The organism is Desulfamplus magnetovallimortis (assembly GCF_900170035.1).
In the GTDB taxonomy this organism is placed as follows: domain Bacteria; phylum Desulfobacterota; class Desulfobacteria; order Desulfobacterales; family Desulfobacteraceae; genus Desulfamplus; species Desulfamplus magnetovallimortis.
Genome location: NZ_LT828544.1, coordinates 227,051 through 248,212 on the forward strand (window position 1 = coordinate 227,051; position 21,162 = coordinate 248,212).

The following is a 21,162-nucleotide window of genomic DNA, read 5'->3' on the forward strand; positions in this document are numbered from 1 at the left end:
GCCTTTTTGCATGTATCTTAAAAAATAAGCAGTAGTGTACTTTCAAGGTTTGATTGTCGGGTAGAAAATGCCTCTTGGTGTACCGTCAAGACTTAATTTTAGGGTTATCTGCAACGTAGAGACAAGGCATGCCTTGTCTCTACAATTAAACGAACCCTAATTTTTAGCTTTGACAATGCAGTAGTTTACTCAAGGTAGAATAGGATATCCTCAAGTTCTTGAGAGGCTTCATTTAAAGCATCATCGTCTCCTGATTCAATGGCATCTGTCATATCTTCAATCAGGTTTATGATATCGTTTTTGTCTTCATCAGGAGCGCTTTTCATGGCATCCCTTGCCCTATTAATTAAAATATCTATTTCTGATGTCTCTTTTGATATTTCTTTATTGTTTGCTGCAAAGGCTTTTTTGGAGGTGTGTTCATTTATATCTATGATAGAAGCACCATCTGCATGGTCAATTGCATCTGATGAAGATGTGTCATTGGAAAAAGAAGTGTCCCATGCATCGTCAATTTTGCTCTTTGATGCGCTGATTTTATCTTCTGATATTTGCGAGAAGGCGTTTTCAATAACTCCGTTTATCTCTCTTCCACTCTCCTTTTCAATACCTCTTACTTTCAGAATACCGTTTATATCAAGCTCGTATTTCAGTATGATAATGCTGTGGGCGGGAAGGTTGGGGGAGAGTTTAAATTCAAATCTGCCTATTTTGACATTATCAAGGGCATTGGGTTTTTCTCCCTGATATACCAGAATCTCGACAAGCTTCTGGTTTTCACACAATGTGGCAAATGCCTCGCTTTTAACTGCCGGCAATTTGGAGTTTCTTTTTATAATAGGGACAAAAGTGGTCTTGCATGGCATCCCGTCAATTTCACCAAGTGCAGATGTCCCAAATGTGTAAGGTGTTATATCAAGCAGAAGGGTAGAGGATTCAATACCCATCTCTCTGCCTGCCTGGATTGCAGCACCCATGGCAACGCAAAGATCAGGATCAATGGCCTGGTGGGGTATCTGTTTGAATTTTTCCTCCAGCATGGCTGATATCATGGGAATTCTTGTTGAACCGCCCACAAGAATAATCTGATCCAGTGCAGATGGTAGCATGGAAGCATCTTTCAGCGCCTTGTTTACAGAGTCCATGGTTTTTTGAAGGTACTCTGAAATGGCGTTTTCAAACTCAACCCTGGAGAGTTCATAGGATAGATGAACATCTTCTCCGGTAGCGTTTTTTGTAAGGAAATCTTCCTGGATGGTTGTGAATGGTGCAGATGAAAGTTCAATTTTTGCCTGTTCTGCAGCATGTCTGAGCCTTGCCCTTGCAACCGAGTTATCAGTGATATTGACACCTGATTCACTATTGAGATGATTCATCAGCATGATTTCAATTTCATGGTCAAAATCATCTCCTCCAAGGTGATTGTCTCCGGTTGAGGCAAGAACTTCAACAACACCATCCTCAAGCCGGACAATGGAAACATCAAAGGTTCCACCACCTAAGTCATATACAAGTATCCTGCGGGATTTTGTCTCTCCGCTCTCGTATGCAAGTGCTGCGGCAGTGGGCTCGTTAAGTATCCTTACTACATTGAGTCCTGCAATTTCGCCTGCTTCCCTTGTTGCCTGGCGCTGGGCATCTGTAAAATATGCAGGTGTGGTAATGACGGCACGGGAAATTTCCATGCCTGTAACGCGCTCAGCCCTCTCTTTTAGTTCTTTCAGGATAAATGCTGAAATCTCCTGTGGAGAGTATGAAGTTCCGTTAAGTTCATAACGTTTATCAATTCCCATTGATCTTTTTACAGATAATACAGTGTCGTTCGGGTAAAGCACAGCCTGGTTTTTGGCTTTCATGCCTACAATAATACGTTTTGAGTTACCATCAACACTTACGCAGGATGGTACAATTCCATTGTCATTTTCTTTTATAATCCGGGATTTTCCATCCATGATGAATGCCACTTCCGAATTGGTTGTGCCCAGATCAATGCCGATTACAGGTTCCATACTTATCTTTTTTCCTTTAAAGTCCTATTCGTTCTTGCCGGTTTCTTTTTGAGTGGATGAAGGGGCATCAAGTGCGGGTAGTGGTTCATCATGAGTATGGGATATTGCTTCAGGAGCATGGGAGACAACAACCTTTGCATGGCGCAATACCTCTTTGCCCCTTATAAATCCCCCTGATATGGTCTCAATTACAATTCCGTTTTCAACTCCATGCATTTCACGTGTCTCAACAGCCTTCATTGTTTCGGAATTGAAAGGCATCTGATTTGTTTCAACAGGATCAATATCCATCATTGAAAGGGCCTTATCAAACCGGTTTATTGCCATCTCATACCCTTCAGATATCTTCTCTATACCTTTTGGAGGACGGGTAAAAAAGCCTTTTTTGGAAGCAATTTCAACGCTTGCGTTATGTCCTCTTACCAATGAATCCCTTACATCAAAAAAATGGGCAACAGATTTTTTTTCACAGTTTTGGCGAATATTCTGTTCAAGTTGAGCCAGCTCATTTGTTTTTTCTTTAAATATTCTGAAAAAGTTTTCATATTCATCTGTTACGTTTTTAACAGAATTGAGTGCAGCAACAGTTCTGTGCTGCTCCCGATTCTGCATTTTGATCTCCTGACGCAATGCAATAAATTCCGACAGCATTGTGTAGAGGTCACATGTGTCTGGTGTAACTGTTTGGGCAGGGTGCTCTTCTGAGGGGATTTCTGCAAGCCACTGTTTAAACTCTTCAAGGGCATCATCTTTCCATTTTGCCTCGGTTAAAGGTTCCTGAGGCTGAGGATCGGATGACTCTTCTGATGGAAGATTGTCAGGAAATATTGAAAAATTTCTGAAAAATGTCAGAATGGCAATCCATAATCTTTTTATGGTGCTACAATCCTGTTGGTGAAAAATTCGGTGACACTGTTTTTAATCTGATTTGATTCAAAATTCATATTGTCCATCCTTGAGGCGTTGTAAAAAATTAGCGAACAAGTGTAATGTAAATTACCCATGCCCCCATCTTTCCAAAGGTGGAGAGTTGGGGTGAGGTAAATTGGCAAGCTATTTTAAACTGATTTTTAAGTCTCATGCGTTGGTGATACCTGCGGATTGAAAAAGTTCCTTTAACCCTGCATTTCTTTTTTTGAATTTGGCAACAGAGGCAAGTTCCTGCAGTGCCACTTCAGTTGTTACGGTCTTAAATGTAGAAAAAAGTCTTGATTTTACACGACTTCTCTGATCTTTTATCTCTTCATATGCAGAGTTGATCTTTTGAAACTGTTGCGGCTCTCTTTCCGGTGGATATTTTTTGACAAGTTCCAGGTAGCGTTTGCGTATCTGCTCATCAGAGGCATCCAGGGGAATGTTTAAAACTAAGCATTCTTTAAGCATAATGTAACCGAATTCCTTTATATCTCTTTGGTCTTAATTGGTTCTGTACTCAAAATCGACATCTTATTGCTTTTTCCGAAGTTATTGCAGTTGTCTGAACCAGGATAACCAGGATGGATAGGATGCTCAAGATAGAAAATCTTGCCTTATCTTGTTAATCTTGGGAATCCTGATTCAGACAGTGTTGACAAGGCTTACAAGATCATAGGTGTCGATTTTGAATCTGTAGTATTCCGGATAATTAAATTGATAATGGAAAAGTCTAACTATCTGTTATCTGCAACGTAGAGACAAGGCATGCCTTGTCTCTACAATTAACCGAGCCCTAATTTTTGATAGTCTCGTAAAAAGTCCGATTTCAGCTTTTTTTTATCCGTAAGGTGCTGAACTTATTAATAGCGATTTTGCCGATTTCGACTTTTTACAGGGGCATCAATTTTTAGCTTTGACAATGCACTATGTTATAAAGATCGTTTTTGCTTCCCTTGACAACTTTGACTTTGCCTGGGATTTATAACACAAGTTAATTATATCTGCACGGTTTTTCATATCAAGATCATTGAGCAGTTTTTTCTTTGCGCTTTTAAGTATTGAAGCAGGTTTGCCTCTGAGACCTTCCCTGTCAATTATTGCTTCCATCTCAGATAGAGTATCATCAAAAAGCTTCCTGATATCATGGCTGTCTTTTGAGTTAACAATCTCCTTTAGCAAATCGGAAATGAATACCTTCAACATAGGATGGGACAGTAAATCTTCTGACAGGTCAAAAGGATTAGCTGTTTTTCCTTTTTCTTTTTGTCAAAATCAAAGGGGGAGGGAAGAGAGCCTCCAAACAATGCATCAAAAAAAGCATCTTCTGCTTCATTGAAATCATCCTCATCCCATTCGTCATCATCATCCCACTCATCATCGTCATCCCATTCATCATCATCATCCCACTCATCATCTTCGTCCCATTCATCATCGTCATCAAATAGTGTAGCAAAAGGGTTGAGATTAAGAGGAAATGAAGGCAGGCGTGGTGAAAGTATTTCAAATTTAAAGGTTTCCAGGGCAGTCTGAAGCGGACCAAAGGCCTTTCTTGAAAGTTTTATTGCTGCATCTTTGAGAAGTTTTTCGGTTTCAGGGTCAATATCTTTGATAATATCCATATATGTATCATGAAGAGTACGCATGTCCTGTGAACCATAACTTCTATACAAGTATTCTGAATAATTAGCAATACTATTAATAGTAGCACAATAAAACCTGAGAAGTATCTTTTCAGATGATGTTCTTTCAGGAATTTTTTCTGCATATGCGCCTGTTTTTTTGGATTTTCCTGATTCTTTTTTTGATTTTGTTATATTTTGCTGCTCCTCCATATTTTTTACTCTTATCTCAAGTTCCTTTGCAAAAAATATATTGAGCTGGGGTGGGGCAGTTTTGTGGAACAAAGAGAACAGGTCACAATCATCCATTTTTTTGAGCATGGCTTCAATTGTTGAGTTCTTCGATAAATTGAAAAGCATCATCATGGGAAGAAGATTGGTAAAATTGTGAGCCCACTCCTTTGGTAGGGGATGCAAAATAGTAAGGATATCAAAGGATGAAAGATTGTCCATGTAACTCAAAACACTCTGCAAGTTTTTTTTAACACCTTGAGTGATAACTGCTCTACCCTTGTTTGCTTTTTCATGGATATCCTGCATCATCATTATGATTATCCTGATCTGTTCAGCCATGGAAAAATCTTCAATGTGTTTTTCAACAAGCTTGGCATCCCAAGAGGATTTTTCAAGGATTTTATAGAACAGGATTTTTTCACCAATAAGCAGTCTGCAGCCTGGGGCATTAAAGGTTTTGGCCTTTTCAACATCCGGCCATACCAAATGGAACTTTAAGTTTTTTGCATTTTTATCTGCAGCGATCAGCAGGGATATAACATGCTGTTCAATTACTTTGTTGTCGTGGGGTGCAAGTTCAGCGGCTTTTTTCAGAATTGCTTCAGCCTTTCGATATGCATTTTTGCTGTGATATAGAGATGACATTTTTAAGCATGGCTCAGGGTCATCCGGCCATGCATTAATCATGAGTTCAAGGATTCGTTCATAAGCGTTTTTTTCATTTCTGCTCAATATTGGAATACTTTCAGCAATCTGGTACAGCTCTCTGTTCTGCGGGTCAATGCCAATACCAAAGCAGATCAACTCCAGAATTGCCACGTTGTTTTCCTTTGATTTGATGGAGAATTGTTTTTTGAGATTGTTAGGCTGGGTCGTCAGATTAAAATCCTGTGAGTTTTTGTAAAATATTTTGGCTATATATGATATCAGCATGGCTTTTGCTATGGCCTGCTCATCTTCAGATTTGAATTCCTTTTTTAAATGCTTAAAACAGTTGACTGTTGCCTGAAGCGGGGATTCCATTGTATATAAATGAATTTTGGACTCAAACATTTCAATCCTGTTGGGCAATAAATTTCTTGCCATGTTCAGAAATGTATCTTTTGAGAGGTGAGTGTTTTCCAGAAGAGTTTCAATGATGAAAAGTGTTGCAGTCTCCACATCTTCAGGATAGAGTTGAACTGCAAATTTTTTGATGCATTCCCCCATTTTGTTTGAATATTGATGTTTTTTTGCAAGTTTGACAATTTCAGAAAGCGTCTCATTGATGCTAAAGGGGCCTTCCCACAAAGATTTTACTAAAGTATTATAATTTAAAACAGAAGTGAATTCCGATTTGGAAACAGAAGGCAACTCAGACTTGGAAACAGATGATGAAGAAGCTCCTGAAGCTGATGGCGTGACGTTATCCCTATTTTTTTCATGGTTAAACTGTTCCGGAGAAAATTTCAATGCCTTGGCAATCTCGAAAAGATAGGAATATGCCGGAATCATGGATATGGCTTTTTCCATATCCAGGGTGTTATTATCATAAAAAGAGATCATTGCCCGGCAAAACATTCTGACATGGGAGAACGACGACGATCTTGGCAGGGAACCCATTACTTCCATTGCCTCATGCCAGCTACCGCTGTCCATAAGCTCCACAGCTTTTTTCATAACAGGAATGTCTTTTTTAATAAGCTTTAAATGGGTCTCTTCACGGGACGACAAAACAATGTTCCAGCAGTGACTTGATATAAGGATATCTGCAACAATTTTCTCAAGTTCTTTTATGGTACCATGAGCCTTGGAATATTTTATGTATGCATCAATTGCTTTTTCAGGATCGGCAACTTTAAGCATTATCATCATATCCTCTTTGCCAATCTCTGTGATGTCCAGTATAGATGCAAATGCCTGCTGCTCAAGTGTTGCTGCTTCTGAATTCATGTTTTTTTGTTTAAGTATTTGGGCACGGTAGCAGTATGTTTTAAAAAGCTTGTTTCTTATCTTTTGATTTTCACTGTCACTGTTTTTTAGTTTAAGAGCTTCCTTGTAATATTTTATTGCCTCCCTGTATTTGCCGGATTCAAAGTTATTGTCTCCATGTTCAACAAGTTGGGGGTAACTTTTGCTTAAAAGCTTTTGCCGTTCGTTTTGTCTTTTTTTTTAAGTTGTTTTTTTTTAGAGGCCATAATGGTTTAAATAGAATACTCCTTTATTATGTGTTGTCGGCCTTGATCATCGTTTGGTCAAGTAGGGGTAACCTGATACCCTTGCACTAGGCAAAATCACAGGGGATTGCCAATACCAAACATGGTCTAAAAGATGATCATGACCTCGTTGTCTCTCATGATAGCAAAGGTATATATATGAGTGCATTTTCAAATGTCTGATGTTTATCTTTACAATATGAAGATGTTCCCATTGGCTTTTTGGATAAAAAAAAGTATTATCTATTTTTCAGTAAAAATATTCAATGATTTTTTGGTAATCCTTATATATCAACTAAACCCTCATGGCCAAATTCTAAGTGGTCTCCTAAATCCGTTTATCTGATAAGAAACGACTCTTCGGACAAGCATGTCTGTTCAGAATAATCATAGGTTTGGGACACCATGGAAAAGTGCTTAGGAATTGATTTTTAATAACTTGCCCATTCACCTCGCCCCCAGCCACATTTTACAGACTTGGGAGGGGAGTTTGGGTAAGTTAATTAAACCCAATTACTTAATAATGCCTGAAAACAGATCTATATATTCTACGGTAAAACATGGACTTGAATAATTTTAATCAGGAGTGGAACAGGGCAGACAGCAATCAGCAGATGCTTCTGCTTGAACAGGCTGTTGAGATGTCACCTGGAGATGCCATTGTTCCGGTTATGGCAGGTTTGATATCATTTCATTTTGCCGTAAGAAACAGGGCAAGAGAGCTTCTTGGCCTTATCCAGCAACGAATTTCCAGGGAGCTTGGGCAGGAAGATAAAACAGAGGGAATTCTCAGTTCAGCTCTTGTCTCTGTTCATGTTTTCAGACACATTCACGCAAATCTCTCTGTTCAGGATTTGAAGCTTTATCTTGAAATTCTCCTTGAATCCGATGGAAGAAGTCCCTTTTATGCGTGGAAACTCTGTCAGGGAGCACAGTTTTCCATGCAGACCCTGAAACTTGTTGCAAGCTCCATATCAGAACAGGGGCGGCTTGCTCTTGTAAGTCAATATCTTTCATCAACACCATCTGTAAGGCGTGAATATGCTGAAGATTTTGTAAAGATACTAAGGGGGATAAGCGACAGGAAGGCTGTGCTGGAATTCTATGCAGATCTGTTTGACAAGGAGATTGCTTCAGACCTTTTTCTTGAAAATATAAAATCCTCATTGAGAAATCCTGCTGAGATCCTTGCATCGGAGTTTAACAATGACGAGAAAACAGTTGAAGTACGTATAAAGGCTCTTAAAGCTGCCGCCATACTTTCCGAGAAAATCAATCCATCATTGATGTTGAAAATAATAACCTCAGAAAGCTCTTCCGAGATTCGCTGGACAGCATTTAAGATTATTGAACTTTCACCGGTTGGAACTTATTTTCAGCTTACTGATACCATAGTTGACGCTATTGCCCAGTTTAATTCTGCATCTTACGGTCTTGTTGAGCAGTTGATTCCCCCTGCCTCTGATGCGCCGTGCAAAGAGGATGACCCTGAAAAGATAAGACTTTCAAGGGCAATGTCGCTTTTCAAGGCAGCCGTCATCTCCAGGGGCAGTGCCTTTCCGCTTAATGTCCTTATCCACAGAACAATCCAGCGTTGCCCTGATTTGATGCCGCATATTCAGAGTGAGCTTTCAACTCTTTCAAAGATTGCCCTCTGTTTTATTCAGGAGATGGCCGAAGATCCTTCAGGAATGCTTTTTCATAACAGTGAGGTTCAGCATGCTCTTATTTGCGGGATAATCCGGAAAAGACCGGAGAGAGTTATAGCAAAGCTTGAACCTGCACTGAAGCACTCCAGCCCCCAGATTCAGTCTGCTGCTGGAGAGTTGACAAGAATCATCAACATAAGGCTTCAGCATGAAAAAAAATCTTTACGCCAGATTTTTGATAACCTCCTGAAACAGGCACGTAATATCAAAATTAAAAAAGAGAAAACAGGTTTTTTTCAATCCATGTTTGCAACAACCCTGGGGCAGAAGCTTGAAGCTTTCAGGGATGCCGCTTCCCGGGACTCTGTCATTTTTAACCGTGAATTGATTGAGGATATTGATCTTTCCTTTAATGCCTTTGTTGCCCCTGCTTTTTTTGACCAGTGTGTTATCAGAAATCTTGATTTTTCGTTTTCATCCTTTGGAAGCGCAGTTTTCAAAAATACCATGTTTTACAAGGTAAAAATGACCGGAGTAAAATTTGAAAAAACAATTTTTGAAAAATGCGTTTTTATTGATGTCAGGGCAGATAAGGCAGATTTTAATTATTGTATTTTTAAAGGCTCTTCGTTTTTTAAAAGCAGTTTTAATTCATCAAGCATGGTTGAAACTGTGTTTGCAGGTTGCATTATTGCAGCTACAACTTTTTCCAGGGCAAAAGCTGAAGATGCCCTTGATCAAGATAATGGCTCATCAGACAATGAAAGTGGTAAAAAATCCAGAGGATCCGGAAAAGGCCATCCAAAAGTCTATTCAGAAAGCCGTCATGGCAATAATGTATCAGGATTTTTTGAAGACTACGGAGAGTTACAGGGAACAGACCTGTCCGGAGCAACATTTGCATCTTCTCAGATAACTTATGTTTCGTTTGTCCATGCAAAACTTGATAAAACAGATTTCTCAGGTGCAACCGGAAAATTTTGCAGGTTCTCACCACATAGTCTTTCCAAGGCTGAAACTGAGTATTCAAACCTGAATTCCCGAATCTTTGAGCTTCCCACCCATGAGATAAGCCCTTATCTTAAAGTTATTTTAAACGATTACACCATTGCCAACGAGTTGAAGATGCTTCTTTTCTCCGAATTGATACACCAGGGGAAAAGGCTGTTTCTTCAAAAGAACAGATATGCCATCACAGTTGCCTTTGATCTTTTTCAACCTGAGCAGGCAGATCTCTTTGAGCTTATTCCCCTTCTTATCCACGAAAACATTGATCTTTACAAACCTTCATCAAGATCAATAGAGCTTGCGCAGCTTATGTTTGATGCCACCTGGGAGAATCGTGAGAAAAGGATTCAGAAGAGTATCCCAAGTGGTATAGCAGGTTATCTTCCCGGCAGTGAGACAGAAAAATTATTTCGTAAATATGCCGCAAAAAGGTATCTTGCCAAGGATGCCATGTTGTTTATCGAAAGAGCCAACTCCTTTATTGAAGGGGTTTTTACCATAGGAAGCATTGGTTCCATTGCCCATACATTGGGATCTGACATTGATTACTGGATCTGCATCCGCTCTGTGCTTTTCAGTTCCGCAATGATGGATTTGCTGACTGAAAAACTAAGAGCCATTGAACAATGGGCACAGGATGAATTCAGGACGGAGATTCATTTTTTTGTTGTTGATATTGAGGATGCCCGAAGGTCGGTTTTTGGCGAATCTGATAGCGAAAGTTCAGGTTCTGCACAGGGACGCCTTCTCAAGGAAGAGTTTTATCGCAGCATGATTCATGTTGCAGGAAAAATCCCGTTCTGGGCAACTCTGCCTGTTAAAGTTAGCAAAAATTATTATCACGACCTTTTTACAAGAGCATCTCCAGCTCCTGGAAGCGGTGGTTTTATTGACTTTGGTGATATACACGATATTCCCACCGGTGAATACTTTGGAGCTTCTGTGTGGCAGATGTTCAAATATCTCAAAAGCCCCTTTAAATCAGTTTTGAAAATGGGACTGCTTGAAAAATATATCCATGAAAAAAAAGATGACAGGATGCTTCTGTGTAACCGCTTCAAGGATCAGTGGATGAATCCGGGATTGCAGTTTATGCTTGTTAAATCTGATCCATATTATATTTTGCTCCAGAGCCTTGTTGAGTACTACAACAGAAATCTGGAAAAGAAGCATTTTTCAGAGATTGTTCAGTCCAGCTTTTTTTCAAAAATCAACATAACAGATGAAAGAGATCTTAAAAAAAGCGCCTTTGGTTTAAAAGGTATTCTGGTTGAAAAGTGTATTGATGAGTGGGGCTGGGATAAAGAGGCAGTCTTTGATGCCGGTAATTTTAAAAACTGGTCATTCAGCCATATTTCAAGACAGAGTGGCCGAATAGAAAAATTCATGGTGAAAACCTACAGCAGTGTAAGGGATGCACTTGGTGTTTCTGCTGAGCAGGAATCTCTTTTGACTCCAAGGGACAGAACTGTTCTTGGAAGGAAAATGTTTGTACATTTCAACAGGGAAGAGTCAAAGGTTCCGACTGTACTTCTGGTTTCCAAAGAAGGGCTTTTAAATGGTTTGACCCTTATATATTCCAGAAATAAGCTCAAAAAAGCTGAATGGACATTGATGCATAAGTGGACTGATCGCACAAAAGGTATTGAAGAGGTTGAAAAACTAAAAACGGCCGCTACAGTTGAAGAGATTGCGGCATGGCTTATCCATAACCACCTCTACTCAACCGAGGCATACATCAAGCTTGAACCTAATCCCACACATGTGAGAGCAAACGACATTCGGGTTTTGATGAAAAACATGTATGATTTTTTTGAAGATGAAATGGTAAAAGAGATAACAGGAGATGATCTTTATACAAAAAGCCGGATTTTATCTCTATTTGTATCTATCAATTTTACAGTTCCAAGGGATTCCAAAAATATTACAGAGTGCTGCGCTGTTTATCGCAACAGTTGGGGTGAGATGTTCTGTCATTCATGCAGGCTTCCTTCAGGAATAAAAACTTCTGCTGATGTTATCTATAGAGTGAAACGGGAACTTGATTGGCTTGTTGTTCCGGAAAAGTATAAACTATTCAGAATACAGCATTGATATGAAAACAGTAAAGGATAATATTAGAGATCAATATTGTCTTCTTCATTATATTTGTGCTTGATTTAAATGTGGGAACTTTATATACAAATTCGTGTTGGTACACTACCACTACAAGTACTCAAAAGTGAGACTGGAATATGAAATCTCTTTTTAAGCCCATAACAGGGATGTTCAATAAAAAAAATGATGACTCCTCAAATGCTTCTGATAATGGGGATGCTGATTCTGCTTCCAAAAAAGAAGTGACCACGGATGATAATGAGCTTGCAAAACAGCATTGCAAACTTTTCACTGCAATGAGTGAGGTCAAGACAAAACTTGAAAAGCTTGAAGCTGCCAGAGGACAGATTACAGAAGAAAGATTCAAGGCACTGCATGAGCAGTATTCAGGCTTTATCGAAAAAAATACTCCTGTTCTGGAAAAGATAAGGAAAGAGATTGATAACAGGATAGCTTCATATCTTGCGGATAAAAAGGATTCAGCCCACAGATTTGCAGAAATTAAGAAAATTATTGTCCAAGAGGCAAAACTTCTTGAAGCTGGGGTTATTTCCAAGGATGACTATGTAGAAAAAATTAAACTCCTTAAGCCAGAAGAAAAGGAGTGCGGAGAGAAATACAAGCTTGCAAAAAAGAAAATTGATTTTTTTAAGGATGCAAAAAACAACAAATATGTTGAGCCTGAGCCGGATCCTGAAGAATCAGTTGATAAAGATTCAGAACCCACAAGTGAAAAAGGGAAAAACAAGGGTGGGACTGAAAAAGCCACAAACGGAAAGGATAGAGATAAAAAACAGATCCTTTTTGGCAAGGAAGTTGATTTAAAAATTGAGCCCGGGGTGAAGTTTAATGTAAAAATTGAGGATATTGCCATCCCTGTAACAACAACCTTTGTTGGTACTGAAAAATATGAATATATTCAGATCTGCCTGCCTTCTCCATATAACACCATAAAGGGTAAACTGTTTGCTGGTAACAGGCTTGAATTTACATGTATCTTCAAAGGGAAGGAACTTAACTTTTCATCAAATATCATTGAGCATTTAACCAAGCCTGTTCGAGCGGTTATTCTGGAATATCCCAAGGAGCTTCGAATAAAGGATCTGCGTACATCTGACAGGGTTAGCTGCAGGATACCTTCAACATTGACTTATAGAGGAAAAGGCAAGGATGCAATTATTAATGATATCAGTATCCAGGGCTGCCGTTTAGATGTTGTATATGATCCTTCTGAAAAAAATTATATTGCAAGGAGCAGTGAAACTGCTGAGATAAAATGTTGTTTTCCTGGAAGTGCCGAATGCTATAATATTTCCGGGATAATAAGAAGTGTAAAGAAAAAACAGCTTAATGTTTCATATGGAGTTCAGTTTTCTGATATTTCTCAGGATGTACAGAAAGTTATTCATGAGTATGTGTCAGAGAACATGGAGTAAATTTTTGGGTATAACGTATATAGCGGATGTCCGTCACAATCGAATAGATGAAAGTCTTAAAAAAAATTCTGGAGACTTTCATATGAAAAAATTTTATGTGTGAAAGACTGTCTTACATGCAGCTTTCGGGGGAATTAAAATGTCACAAAAGTTTGAGGTAAATGGTTCTGGGGAGATTTTGTCTGATCAGGAAAAACAAGATCGCGGGGTTTCCGGTGCTGATATGAACGGGATTTCCTGTTCTGATAAAGATAAAATTTCTGATTCTGATATGGAATATGGATCGTCAGATATATCCCAGGATGTGGCGCCAGGTGAAGGTGAAAAAGATTTTGAATCAGGAACCGAAGAGAAATTTTCACAAGAATCTGAAGATGACCATTTACCTGACAATATGGAACAGGAAGAGAGTTTTGAAGCCCTCCTGAACTCATATGATGCAGAGATCAGTCATGATATCCGACAGGGCGACAAGATAGATGGCACCATTATATCAATTGGAAAAAACAGTGTATATGTCAGTACAGGCACAAAAAGTGACGGTGTTGTTGACAAAGCCGAGCTGCTTGATGAAAATGGGGAGTTCCCATATAACGAGGGAGACACCTTAAGCCTTTATGTTGTGTCGTCAAACGAGAGTGAAGTTATCCTCTCCCGAGCTCTTTCAGGTGCAGGTTCTGTGGCCATGCTTGAAGAGGCTTCCATGAATAAAACCCCTGTTGAAGGAAAAGTTGCCGGTATAGTAAAAGGTGGATTCAGCGTAGCTGTTATGGGCAAAAGGGCATTTTGCCCTGTAAGCCAGATTGATACACGTTACGTTGAGGAGAATGAGCAGGAGAGCTATATTGGCAAGACATTCAGTTTCCTTGTAACACGATATTCCGAAGGTGGCAAAAATATTGTGCTTTCAAGAAGAAGCCTGCTTCAGAGGGAAATCAAGGAGAGTCGGGAAACCTATCTTAAGACAATTTCAGAGGGTGACATTGTCCAGGGAAAGGTTGTAAAGCTTATGCCCTATGGAGCCTTTGTTGAACTTGCTCCAGGTGTTGAAGGCATGATCCATATTTCAGAGTTGAGCTGGGCCAGGGTTGATAAATCTTCTGATGCTGTTGCAGAAGATCAGTCCATGATGGTCAAAATATTGAAAATAGAGACTAAAAAGGGGGCTGATACACCTAAGATATCCCTATCTTTGAAACAGACTTCCATGAATCCCTGGGAAACAGTGGAAAAGACTTTTTCCGTTGGAGAGCAGATTACCGGAAAGGTTGTGCGTCTTGCTCCTTTTGGAGCGTTTGTAGAGATTGCCCCGGGTGTGGATGGTCTTGTGCATTTAAGTGAGATGAGCCATACAAAAAGAGTTCTTAAAGCTGAAGATGTTGTGGAGCAGGGAGAGACAATTCAGGTTGCCATAAAAGAGATTGATATGGAACACAGAAGAATATCTCTCAGCATGAAGGATACCCACGGTGATCCATGGGATGGAGCAGCTTCCCGTTATCCAAAGGGAACAGTGGTTGAAGGCAAAACAGAGAAGAGGGAAAAATTTGGTATCTTTATCAATCTTGAGCCAGGTGTCACAGGATTGCTTCCAGGTTCTGCCATGGCAAAGGCCGCAGACGCCTCACTATATGACAGGTTAAAGCCAGGGGACAGTGTCACTGTGATGGTGGAAGATATAAGCGAAGATACAAGGCGTATCTCCCTTGCTCCTCCTGACATGAAAGAGGGAGATGACTGGAAGGCATTTGCAAAGGTTGCTGAAAAACCAAAGGAGTCAGTCTCAACTTCGGGAATGGGAACCATGGGTGATCTTCTCTTGGAGGCCATGAAAAAGAAATGAGATAGTACCGCAAAAGTCGTTTATAAACACTGTTTTTTGAATGACAAAATATATATAAAGATTGGCTTTTATATGAAAGTCCCCGTAGTTTGGGGATTTTCATCCATTCGATTGTGGCGGGAATGCCGCCATGGCCGTTTATATGAAAGTCTCTGTAACAGCCTGTTTTAAAAACGACTTTCACTCCTTCGATTGTGGCGGATATCCGCCATGTACGTTTATATGAAAGTCTCCGCAAGTGGCTGTTTTTATAAAGACTTTCAACCTTTCGATTGTGGCGGTAATCCGCCATGTACGTTATATGGGTTTAAAAGTGAGTTTTGCGGTATTACCTTAATAGACTTCATCATGATGGCCAACATTTACCAGAACTATCTCTTTGTCATTAAAATAAAATTCAAGAGTAATTCGATAGGAAATATTGATGGATATAGAATATAGATCTTTCAGTTTTCCTTTAAGTCTATGTAGCCTTAATGATGGGTGGTGTGGAGCATTTTCCAATATTTTAAGAGTTTTTTCATATTGTGTGATCAACTCAGGATGCTTCTTTGCAAATCTTTTGGCTTTATTGATATAGCTCTCTGTATATATAATTTTGTATTTCATTTTGTAATACGTTTTATGTGATCTTCAACGCTTTCAGTTATAAATTTATTGTTTTGGTAATCTGCTCTTGTTTCGTTCAAAGCTGCGTCAAGTTCACATTCACGTAAATAATTATATTGTTCTATGGCCATAACTACATATTTCTCTTTGCCACGTACAGAGATGATGATCTCTTTTTTGTCAGCTAATTTGCTTTCTATAACCGATATCCCTTTTGTTTTTAATTGATTTGCAGTAACAATGTCCATAATAACCTCGTTGATAACATTATTTGGGATTCTTCATTTGAATGGTCTGTGGGTATGAATTGTCAGCACTAAGTAATTGGGTTTAATTCACTTACCCAAGCTCCCCATCGCAAGCCTGTAAGAGGTGGCTGGGGGTGAGATGAATAGGCAAGTTATTAAAAAACAATTCCTAAGCTTTTTACCGTGGAAATGGATACAATTCGGGGGTGGCTGGATGGCAGCCATGCCCGTTTATTCCTGACATTGAGTCCACTTAAACCATCAATCTTCCCTTACAATACGGAACCCTAAGTACAAACTTGAGAAATCCGGGGTGTTACGGCTTCGACTTGCGCACCTTCCAATTGCTGGCGCATTGTTCCAGCTTCCACCCCTGAATACGCGCAGTGTATCTCCTGTGTTGCAGATGGGATTGTTAACGGAATGGTGTGCATATGCATCCTTTTGATATGAATCAGCACACCATTCCCATACATTACCAAGCATATCATAAAGCCCAAAGGCATTTGGAAGATACGAGCCTACAGGGGATGTTACAGGGGACCTGTCGAAACATGGATAGTTTTGCCATGGAAAGGTTCCTCTCTCTTTTCCAATCTCATCAAAAACATTGGCATACTGACACGCATCTTCAGCATTATCACCCCAGAACCACTCTGACGTTGTGCCGGCTCTTGCGGCATACTCCCATTCAGCTTCCGTAGGCAGGCGAAACACTCCGTTTCCCTGATTATTGAGGCATTTTATAAAAGCCATTGCATCATTCCATGAAACATGAAGTGCAGGCTGATCATTGAGGGTCAGCAACATGGTATTATAGGAACGGGTGTTATACGATTTGCTGGTGAAAAGGTTGCTGTCTGGGCAGGACTTGAATATCTGGAATTGCCTGTTTGTTACCTCATGGGCTGCCATCCAGAAACTGTCGATGCATACCCTGTGACGGGGCTTTTCGTTTACGCTTCCGGAATCACTGCCCATGTAAAAACATCCTTTTGGTATTTGGATAAAGGTTATACCTGTAAGAGGCTCTGTCCATTGAGGCAGTTTTTTAGAGTTTTGAGGTAGCTGTTGTTCAAGGGCTCCTTTGCTTTCAATTGAATCTGCTATTGTTTCGTGGTTGACAACAGATATTATTATCGCAAAAGAGTAAATCAATACAAACAGGCATTTTCCATATGACTTCAAAATTATTTTTCCTTTGATCACAATCCTTTGCTTTTAAAAAATGGAGCATATTTCATATCGCATTTCATTATATGCTCCTTCAGCCAGTCAGTAAGAAACGTCATTAGATCAACTGACAGACTTGCCTTGCCTGATTTAAAATCCTTCTGAAAATCAGTAACAGTTTTCACAAGGTTTTCGTGTATCTTTTTGTGCTCCTTTGATTCTGGGTATTGATATTTCTGGAAGAGTTTCTCTTCATGTCCAAAGTGATAAACTGTATATTGGGCAAGATTATCAAGTATTTTACCTGATTTTTCAATGGCTGCTTTCATCTTCATGGCACGATGAAGTTCATTGACCATTCTCACCAGCTCCTTGTGCTGGGCATCAATCTCATCAATGCCTGTCTTAAGTTTTGGACCCCATGTAATAAGGTCGAAAATCTTATTTTGACTGTTTTTGGGATCGGTACTTTTACTTTTAGCCACACTTTTTTTACTTATTGCAGTGGCACTTTTATTCCTGCCTGGTGCGCTATCGGAAGTGTGTGTTTCATTGTTTTGTTTTTTCCCTTTATTATCAGCAGAAATTTTAAATACACTTATCATATCCCTGAGTTTGTAGGCAAGCTCTGATAGATCCTGGGCACTCAGGTTCATCTGTCCGCTTTTCTGGGACATTGTTTCTGCAACATTGTTGACAACATGGATATCGCTTGCAATTTCTGCTGATACCTGGGATGTCTGGGCAACATTTTCATTGACCTCGACAATCCCCAGGGATGCCTGCTGAATATTGTCAGATACCTCGCTTGCTGCAGCAGACTGCTCTTCAACAGCAGCAGCAATGGTTGAAACAATCTCATTTACCTCTGTAAAGACCCCTGAAATTGTGGATACCTCATTGATTGTCTCTTGAGTGGATGTTTGAATTTCGGCAATTTTATTACGTATATCAAGGGTTGCCTCGGTGGTCTGGGTGGCAAGATTCTTGATTTCGCTTGCCACAACTGCAAAACCCTTGCCGGCTTCACCTGCCCTTGCTGCCTCAATGGTGGCATTCAATGCAAGCAGATTTGTCTGCTCTGCAATTTCTGTTATGGCTTCTGTTATTTTGGAAATATCCCGTGCTGCATCTCCAAGCCTTGTCACCTTGCCGGATGCACTTTCCACAGCAGATGCTGCATTTTCAGAAATCTGGCGTGCCCTTGAACAGCTTTGGGCAACCTCTCCAATTGTTGATTTCATTTCAGTTGCAGAGTCAGCGACAATGGTAAGATTGGTGGAAGACTGTTCACTGGCAGCAGCAACGGAACTCATGTTTGCACTCATCTCCTCTGTGGCAGCAGCAACTGTATTTGAACGCATGGAGAGATCCGCAGCATCTTCGGACATCTGTTCAGCTACAGATAGAACTTCTGCTGATGCTGCTGTAACTGTCTGGGCGTTTTCGGTTATATCAACAATTATATTGTTCATTCTTGAGATAAATGCATTGAACCAGCCTGCAAGTACACCTATTTCATCTGTCCGGTTGACATGAAGACGTTTTGTAAGATCCCCTTCTCCCTCTGCAGTATCTTTAAGTCCATCTGAAATATCCTTTAAAGGAGAAAGAATCATATAACGAAAGAGGAGAGCTGTGGCTATAAGGATAATAAAGCAACAGATGGCACCTATGACCAGAATAACTTTTCTGCTGTTTTTATTTACATGGCTTATGGCGTTTTTAAGAAGTACACCTGTCTCCTGAATTGCAACGGAATTGTCGTGGTTTATTATTTTGAGCTTTTCCTGAATGAACTGAAGTGTCTCTTCTGACTGGGCTTTCATAAGCACGCTTATGTTTTCTTCATTTTCTGATTTGTACAGTTCAAATCTTTCCACAAGTGCCTTTATCTCTTTAACCACAGCTTTTTTTGCAATACAGATGACTATTTTGCCCTGGGGGATGTTAAAAAATTTAAGTTCCTTTTCATGAATCAGAACCTCCGGATCTTTTTGAGATTCTTTAAAAAGAATGTCAATATCACTGTCTCCCTCTCCCTGATCAAGGTATTTGTCAATCTGATCATTGGCATAATCAATATAATTCACCACAGGTTTGCCATCCTGATCCAGGAAAAAAGCATAAATGACTTCATCTGATGCGCAAAGTGCTCTTGTAAACGAGGTGATTTGGTTGTACATTTTTTCCATCAGGAAGGTCTGGCTTATGGAGGCAAGGAGATCCGCAATAACCGTTGCGTTGGTCTTTACAAGGGCATTCATGGCATCTTTGAGCTGTTTTTCTTCCTGTGATATGGCTTCTTCTGTGGATGCCGAGACATTTGAGGTTACTTCTTCCTTCATCAGCATAAGGGATGAAACTAGGTTTTCTTCAAGGGAGACAAAGTAGTTCTGGGTATTAAGGTCAGTTTTTTTAAGTTTGCTGTTGATGGTGTCAGTCATCTCTTCAAGCATTAATGTCTGGACTTTCACAATTGAAAAAGACAATCCGGCAAAGGAAAGAATTAGAATAAAAACCAGTATAAGCAAAATTTTAATTCGCAGGCTTTTTTTGATTATTGATATCATAATTACCCCGTATAAATGTGTTAATGTTAATGATTAAAGTGTAATTTTTTACCGGCTCCTTTTTTTGACAAGCATAGCTGGGATTGATGCTAAGTAATTGGGTTTAAGATCAAAGTGTAGTTTGTAAGTAATTATTTGATTTCTGACGGGAGAATGTCAGAGAATTGATACTCCTGGACAGAAGTACCTACAGAAAGTTCATAGTCGTTATCTCCCCATTGCTCAATTGTCAGGTACTTTGTCTCGGTTTCATCTGCGTAATCCCATTTGAAGACCTCCTGACCCTGCACACTGTCATTTCCAAAAAAATGTGCGCCCCCTGTTTCGTCAATGTAATAAACAGTTCCTTCAAAAAGAAGGTTGTCAGGTGCTTCATCAGAGCGGATAATTTTTTCCCTGATTCCTGGATCAAGTCGGCTGAAGGGAATTTTTCTGCTTATACTCCAGTAATCCTCATCATCATGCTCTCTTTCCAGGTAGATAACATCATCGTGGCATTGCAATTGCCACTCCCAGGTTATATCACGGGGGCCCCACTCATAACGGTTGCAGGATGTCACTTGCCAGGTTTTCATGTCATAATCCACATAATATCCCTTTTTCATGCTGGCAAGGGTAAGATTAAGTGGATCTGGCCCGTTGAGGTGAAGTTTCTTTTTAAAAAAATCCATTAAGCCCATTAATAGTCTCCCCAGAATTTTTGGGACTTGATTACATTTTCGGCCATTTTTGTAAGGGCATACCTGCGTGTCTGCCCTTCAAGAGGCAATCACACAAGAGGGCAATCACACAAGAGGGCAATCACACAAGAGGGCAATCACACAAGAGGGCAATCACACAAGAGGGCAATCACACAAGAGGGCAATCACACAAGAGGGCAATTACGCAAGAGGGCAATCACACAGGATTGCCACTACAGTTGCCGACGTTATAACCAAATTCAATTTTTTGTTTTTTCAGGAAATTCCCATCTTTTGTTTTAATTCAAGAAGACTCTGGGATGTTGATGGTGTGGAAGCACCGTCAATGGCAGCATCAATCTCGAAATCCACTGATGTGCTTACTCCTGCAATTTCACCATAGGCGTCTGCAAGGGATTCATCCTCTTCAACTCTGGCTTTCATCTTTTCAAGCATGGCAATGGTGGATGATGAATCTATATTTGCAAGCTGGGCATTGATTTTTTTGGTGGATGCTGCTGTTCTTGCACGGGCTTTAAGTGTGATGAGGTCATTTTCGTATGATGTTATGGTGGATTTGAGCTTATTCACTTTGGCCTGTAGTGAGGAACTTCTGTTTTCATGGGTCTGGGCTTCAATTGAGAGACGTTCGCCATCACGGGAGTTTTCTTCTTTTCTGTTTAATGCTTCGGTGGCAAGGCGTTCCGCTTCTTCGGGTGCAAGTTGGTTGTTCTGCATTTTCTGGAGCAGCAGCATGGCCTTCCTTTCATAGTCTGCTGCAAGATTTTTTTTATTCTCTGCTTCCTTGCGGGTTCTTATGGCAATACCCTTTACTTCTGCAAGAGCGGTCATTGCTTCTGTCAGATCCTTTTTA

General features: G+C 39.9%; 15 protein-coding genes and 1 pseudogene. 4 read left to right on the top strand and 12 right to left on the bottom strand.

The window, feature by feature from the left end; genetic code table 11:
- Nucleotides 1-185: 185 nt before the first annotated feature.
- The 3 genes from MTBBW1_RS11230 to MTBBW1_RS11240 form a co-directional block, all read right to left on the bottom strand.
- Complete coding sequence (locus MTBBW1_RS11230; protein ID WP_080803443.1) at nucleotides 186-2,009, bottom strand: Hsp70 family protein; 1,824 nt, start codon at nucleotides 2,007-2,009, stop codon at nucleotides 186-188.
- 24 nt (nucleotides 2,010-2,033) lie between these two features.
- Nucleotides 2,034-2,660, bottom strand: coding sequence for a nucleotide exchange factor GrpE (locus MTBBW1_RS11235; RefSeq protein ID WP_080803448.1), 627 nt, complete (start codon nucleotides 2,658-2,660; stop codon nucleotides 2,034-2,036).
- Between the two features lie 426 nt (nucleotides 2,661-3,086).
- The gene (locus tag MTBBW1_RS11240) at nucleotides 3,087-3,392 is read right to left on the bottom strand and encodes a J domain-containing protein (protein WP_080803450.1); all 306 of its coding nucleotides are present in this window, start codon (nucleotides 3,390-3,392) and stop codon (nucleotides 3,087-3,089) included.
- Between the two features lie 141 nt (nucleotides 3,393-3,533).
- On the opposite strand from MTBBW1_RS11240, the gene MTBBW1_RS28325 reads away from it, so the two are divergent.
- Nucleotides 3,534-3,680, top strand: coding sequence for a hypothetical protein (locus MTBBW1_RS28325; RefSeq protein WP_186441216.1), 147 nt, complete (start codon nucleotides 3,534-3,536; stop codon nucleotides 3,678-3,680).
- Between the two features lie 168 nt (nucleotides 3,681-3,848).
- Here MTBBW1_RS28325 and MTBBW1_RS11245 read toward each other — a convergent pair whose 3' ends face one another.
- The 3 genes and pseudogenes from MTBBW1_RS11245 to MTBBW1_RS30340 all read right to left on the bottom strand — a co-directional run.
- Entirely contained in the window at nucleotides 3,849-4,127 is a 279-nt protein-coding gene (locus tag MTBBW1_RS11245; protein ID WP_080803453.1) for a hypothetical protein, read from the bottom strand.
- Nucleotides 4,121-6,709, bottom strand: coding sequence for a hypothetical protein (locus MTBBW1_RS11250; protein ID WP_080803455.1), 2,589 nt, complete (start codon nucleotides 6,707-6,709; stop codon nucleotides 4,121-4,123). Before MTBBW1_RS11250 ends, MTBBW1_RS11245 begins: the two co-directional genes overlap by 7 nt.
- Before the next feature lie 87 nt (nucleotides 6,710-6,796).
- Nucleotides 6,797-6,853: pseudogene (locus tag MTBBW1_RS30340) on the bottom strand (hypothetical protein); the annotation flags it as partial.
- 685 nt (nucleotides 6,854-7,538) lie between these two features.
- On the opposite strand from MTBBW1_RS30340, the gene MTBBW1_RS11255 reads away from it, so the two are divergent.
- The 3 genes from MTBBW1_RS11255 to MTBBW1_RS11265 all read left to right on the top strand — a co-directional run bounded on the left by MTBBW1_RS11255 (nucleotide 7,539) and on the right by MTBBW1_RS11265 (nucleotide 15,005).
- Nucleotides 7,539-11,723, top strand: a complete 4,185-nt coding sequence (locus MTBBW1_RS11255; protein ID WP_186441217.1) for a class I adenylate cyclase — start codon at nucleotides 7,539-7,541, stop codon at nucleotides 11,721-11,723.
- A 140-nt stretch (nucleotides 11,724-11,863) separates the two neighbouring features.
- Nucleotides 11,864-13,162 (top strand): PilZ domain-containing protein, encoded by a 1,299-nt coding sequence (locus MTBBW1_RS11260; protein WP_080803460.1) that lies wholly within the window; start codon nucleotides 11,864-11,866, stop codon nucleotides 13,160-13,162.
- 139 nt (nucleotides 13,163-13,301) lie between these two features.
- The gene (locus MTBBW1_RS11265; RefSeq protein ID WP_245809342.1) at nucleotides 13,302-15,005 is read left to right on the top strand and encodes a 30S ribosomal protein S1; all 1,704 of its coding nucleotides are present in this window, start codon (nucleotides 13,302-13,304) and stop codon (nucleotides 15,003-15,005) included.
- Between the two features lie 333 nt (nucleotides 15,006-15,338).
- Here the strand turns inward: MTBBW1_RS11265 and MTBBW1_RS11270 are convergent, their stop codons facing one another.
- The 6 genes from MTBBW1_RS11270 to MTBBW1_RS11295 all read right to left on the bottom strand — a co-directional run.
- Nucleotides 15,339-15,614, bottom strand: a complete 276-nt coding sequence (locus MTBBW1_RS11270) for a type II toxin-antitoxin system RelE/ParE family toxin (RefSeq protein ID WP_080803464.1) — start codon at nucleotides 15,612-15,614, stop codon at nucleotides 15,339-15,341.
- Entirely contained in the window at nucleotides 15,611-15,862 is a 252-nt protein-coding gene (locus tag MTBBW1_RS11275) for a type II toxin-antitoxin system Phd/YefM family antitoxin (protein ID WP_080803467.1), read from the bottom strand. The genes MTBBW1_RS11270 and MTBBW1_RS11275 overlap by 4 nt, the downstream gene beginning before the upstream one ends.
- Before the next feature lie 261 nt (nucleotides 15,863-16,123).
- Nucleotides 16,124-17,050: a formylglycine-generating enzyme family protein gene (locus tag MTBBW1_RS11280; RefSeq protein WP_139786742.1), complete on the bottom strand. Its 927-nt coding sequence runs from the start codon at nucleotides 17,048-17,050 to the stop codon at nucleotides 16,124-16,126.
- A 17-nt stretch (nucleotides 17,051-17,067) separates the two neighbouring features.
- Nucleotides 17,068-19,608, bottom strand: a complete 2,541-nt coding sequence (locus MTBBW1_RS11285; protein WP_080803474.1) for a bacteriohemerythrin — start codon at nucleotides 19,606-19,608, stop codon at nucleotides 17,068-17,070.
- 131 nt (nucleotides 19,609-19,739) lie between these two features.
- Entirely contained in the window at nucleotides 19,740-20,288 is a 549-nt protein-coding gene (locus MTBBW1_RS11290; protein ID WP_080803479.1) for a DUF4178 domain-containing protein, read from the bottom strand.
- 276 nt (nucleotides 20,289-20,564) lie between these two features.
- The coding region (locus MTBBW1_RS11295; protein ID WP_080803481.1) for a PspA/IM30 family protein at nucleotides 20,565-21,162 on the bottom strand (598 nt) is incomplete at its 5' end.

Excerpts from the sequence above, each read along its gene's own strand:
- MTBBW1_RS11245 (WP_080803453.1), bottom strand. The coding sequence starts at position 4,127 with ATGTTGAAGGTATTCATTTCCGATTTGCTAAAGGAGATTGTTAACTCA.
- MTBBW1_RS11290 (WP_080803479.1), bottom strand. The coding sequence starts at position 20,288 with ATGGGCTTAATGGATTTTTTTAAAAAGAAACTTCACCTCAACGGGCCA.
- MTBBW1_RS11265 (WP_245809342.1), top strand. The coding sequence starts at position 13,302 with ATGTCACAAAAGTTTGAGGTAAATGGTTCTGGGGAGATTTTGTCTGAT.
- MTBBW1_RS11250 (WP_080803455.1), bottom strand. The coding sequence starts at position 6,709 with ATGAATTCAGAAGCAGCAACACTTGAGCAGCAGGCATTTGCATCTATA.
- MTBBW1_RS11230 (WP_080803443.1), bottom strand. The coding sequence starts at position 2,009 with ATGGAACCTGTAATCGGCATTGATCTGGGCACAACCAATTCGGAAGTG.
- MTBBW1_RS11285 (WP_080803474.1), bottom strand. The coding sequence starts at position 19,608 with ATGATATCAATAATCAAAAAAAGCCTGCGAATTAAAATTTTGCTTATA.
- MTBBW1_RS11260 (WP_080803460.1), top strand. The coding sequence starts at position 11,864 with ATGAAATCTCTTTTTAAGCCCATAACAGGGATGTTCAATAAAAAAAAT.
- MTBBW1_RS11235 (WP_080803448.1), bottom strand. The coding sequence starts at position 2,660 with ATGCTGTCGGAATTTATTGCATTGCGTCAGGAGATCAAAATGCAGAAT.
- MTBBW1_RS11270 (WP_080803464.1), bottom strand. The coding sequence starts at position 15,614 with ATGAAATACAAAATTATATATACAGAGAGCTATATCAATAAAGCCAAA.
- MTBBW1_RS11240 (WP_080803450.1), bottom strand. The coding sequence starts at position 3,392 with ATGCTTAAAGAATGCTTAGTTTTAAACATTCCCCTGGATGCCTCTGAT.
- MTBBW1_RS11275 (WP_080803467.1), bottom strand. The coding sequence starts at position 15,862 with ATGGACATTGTTACTGCAAATCAATTAAAAACAAAAGGGATATCGGTT.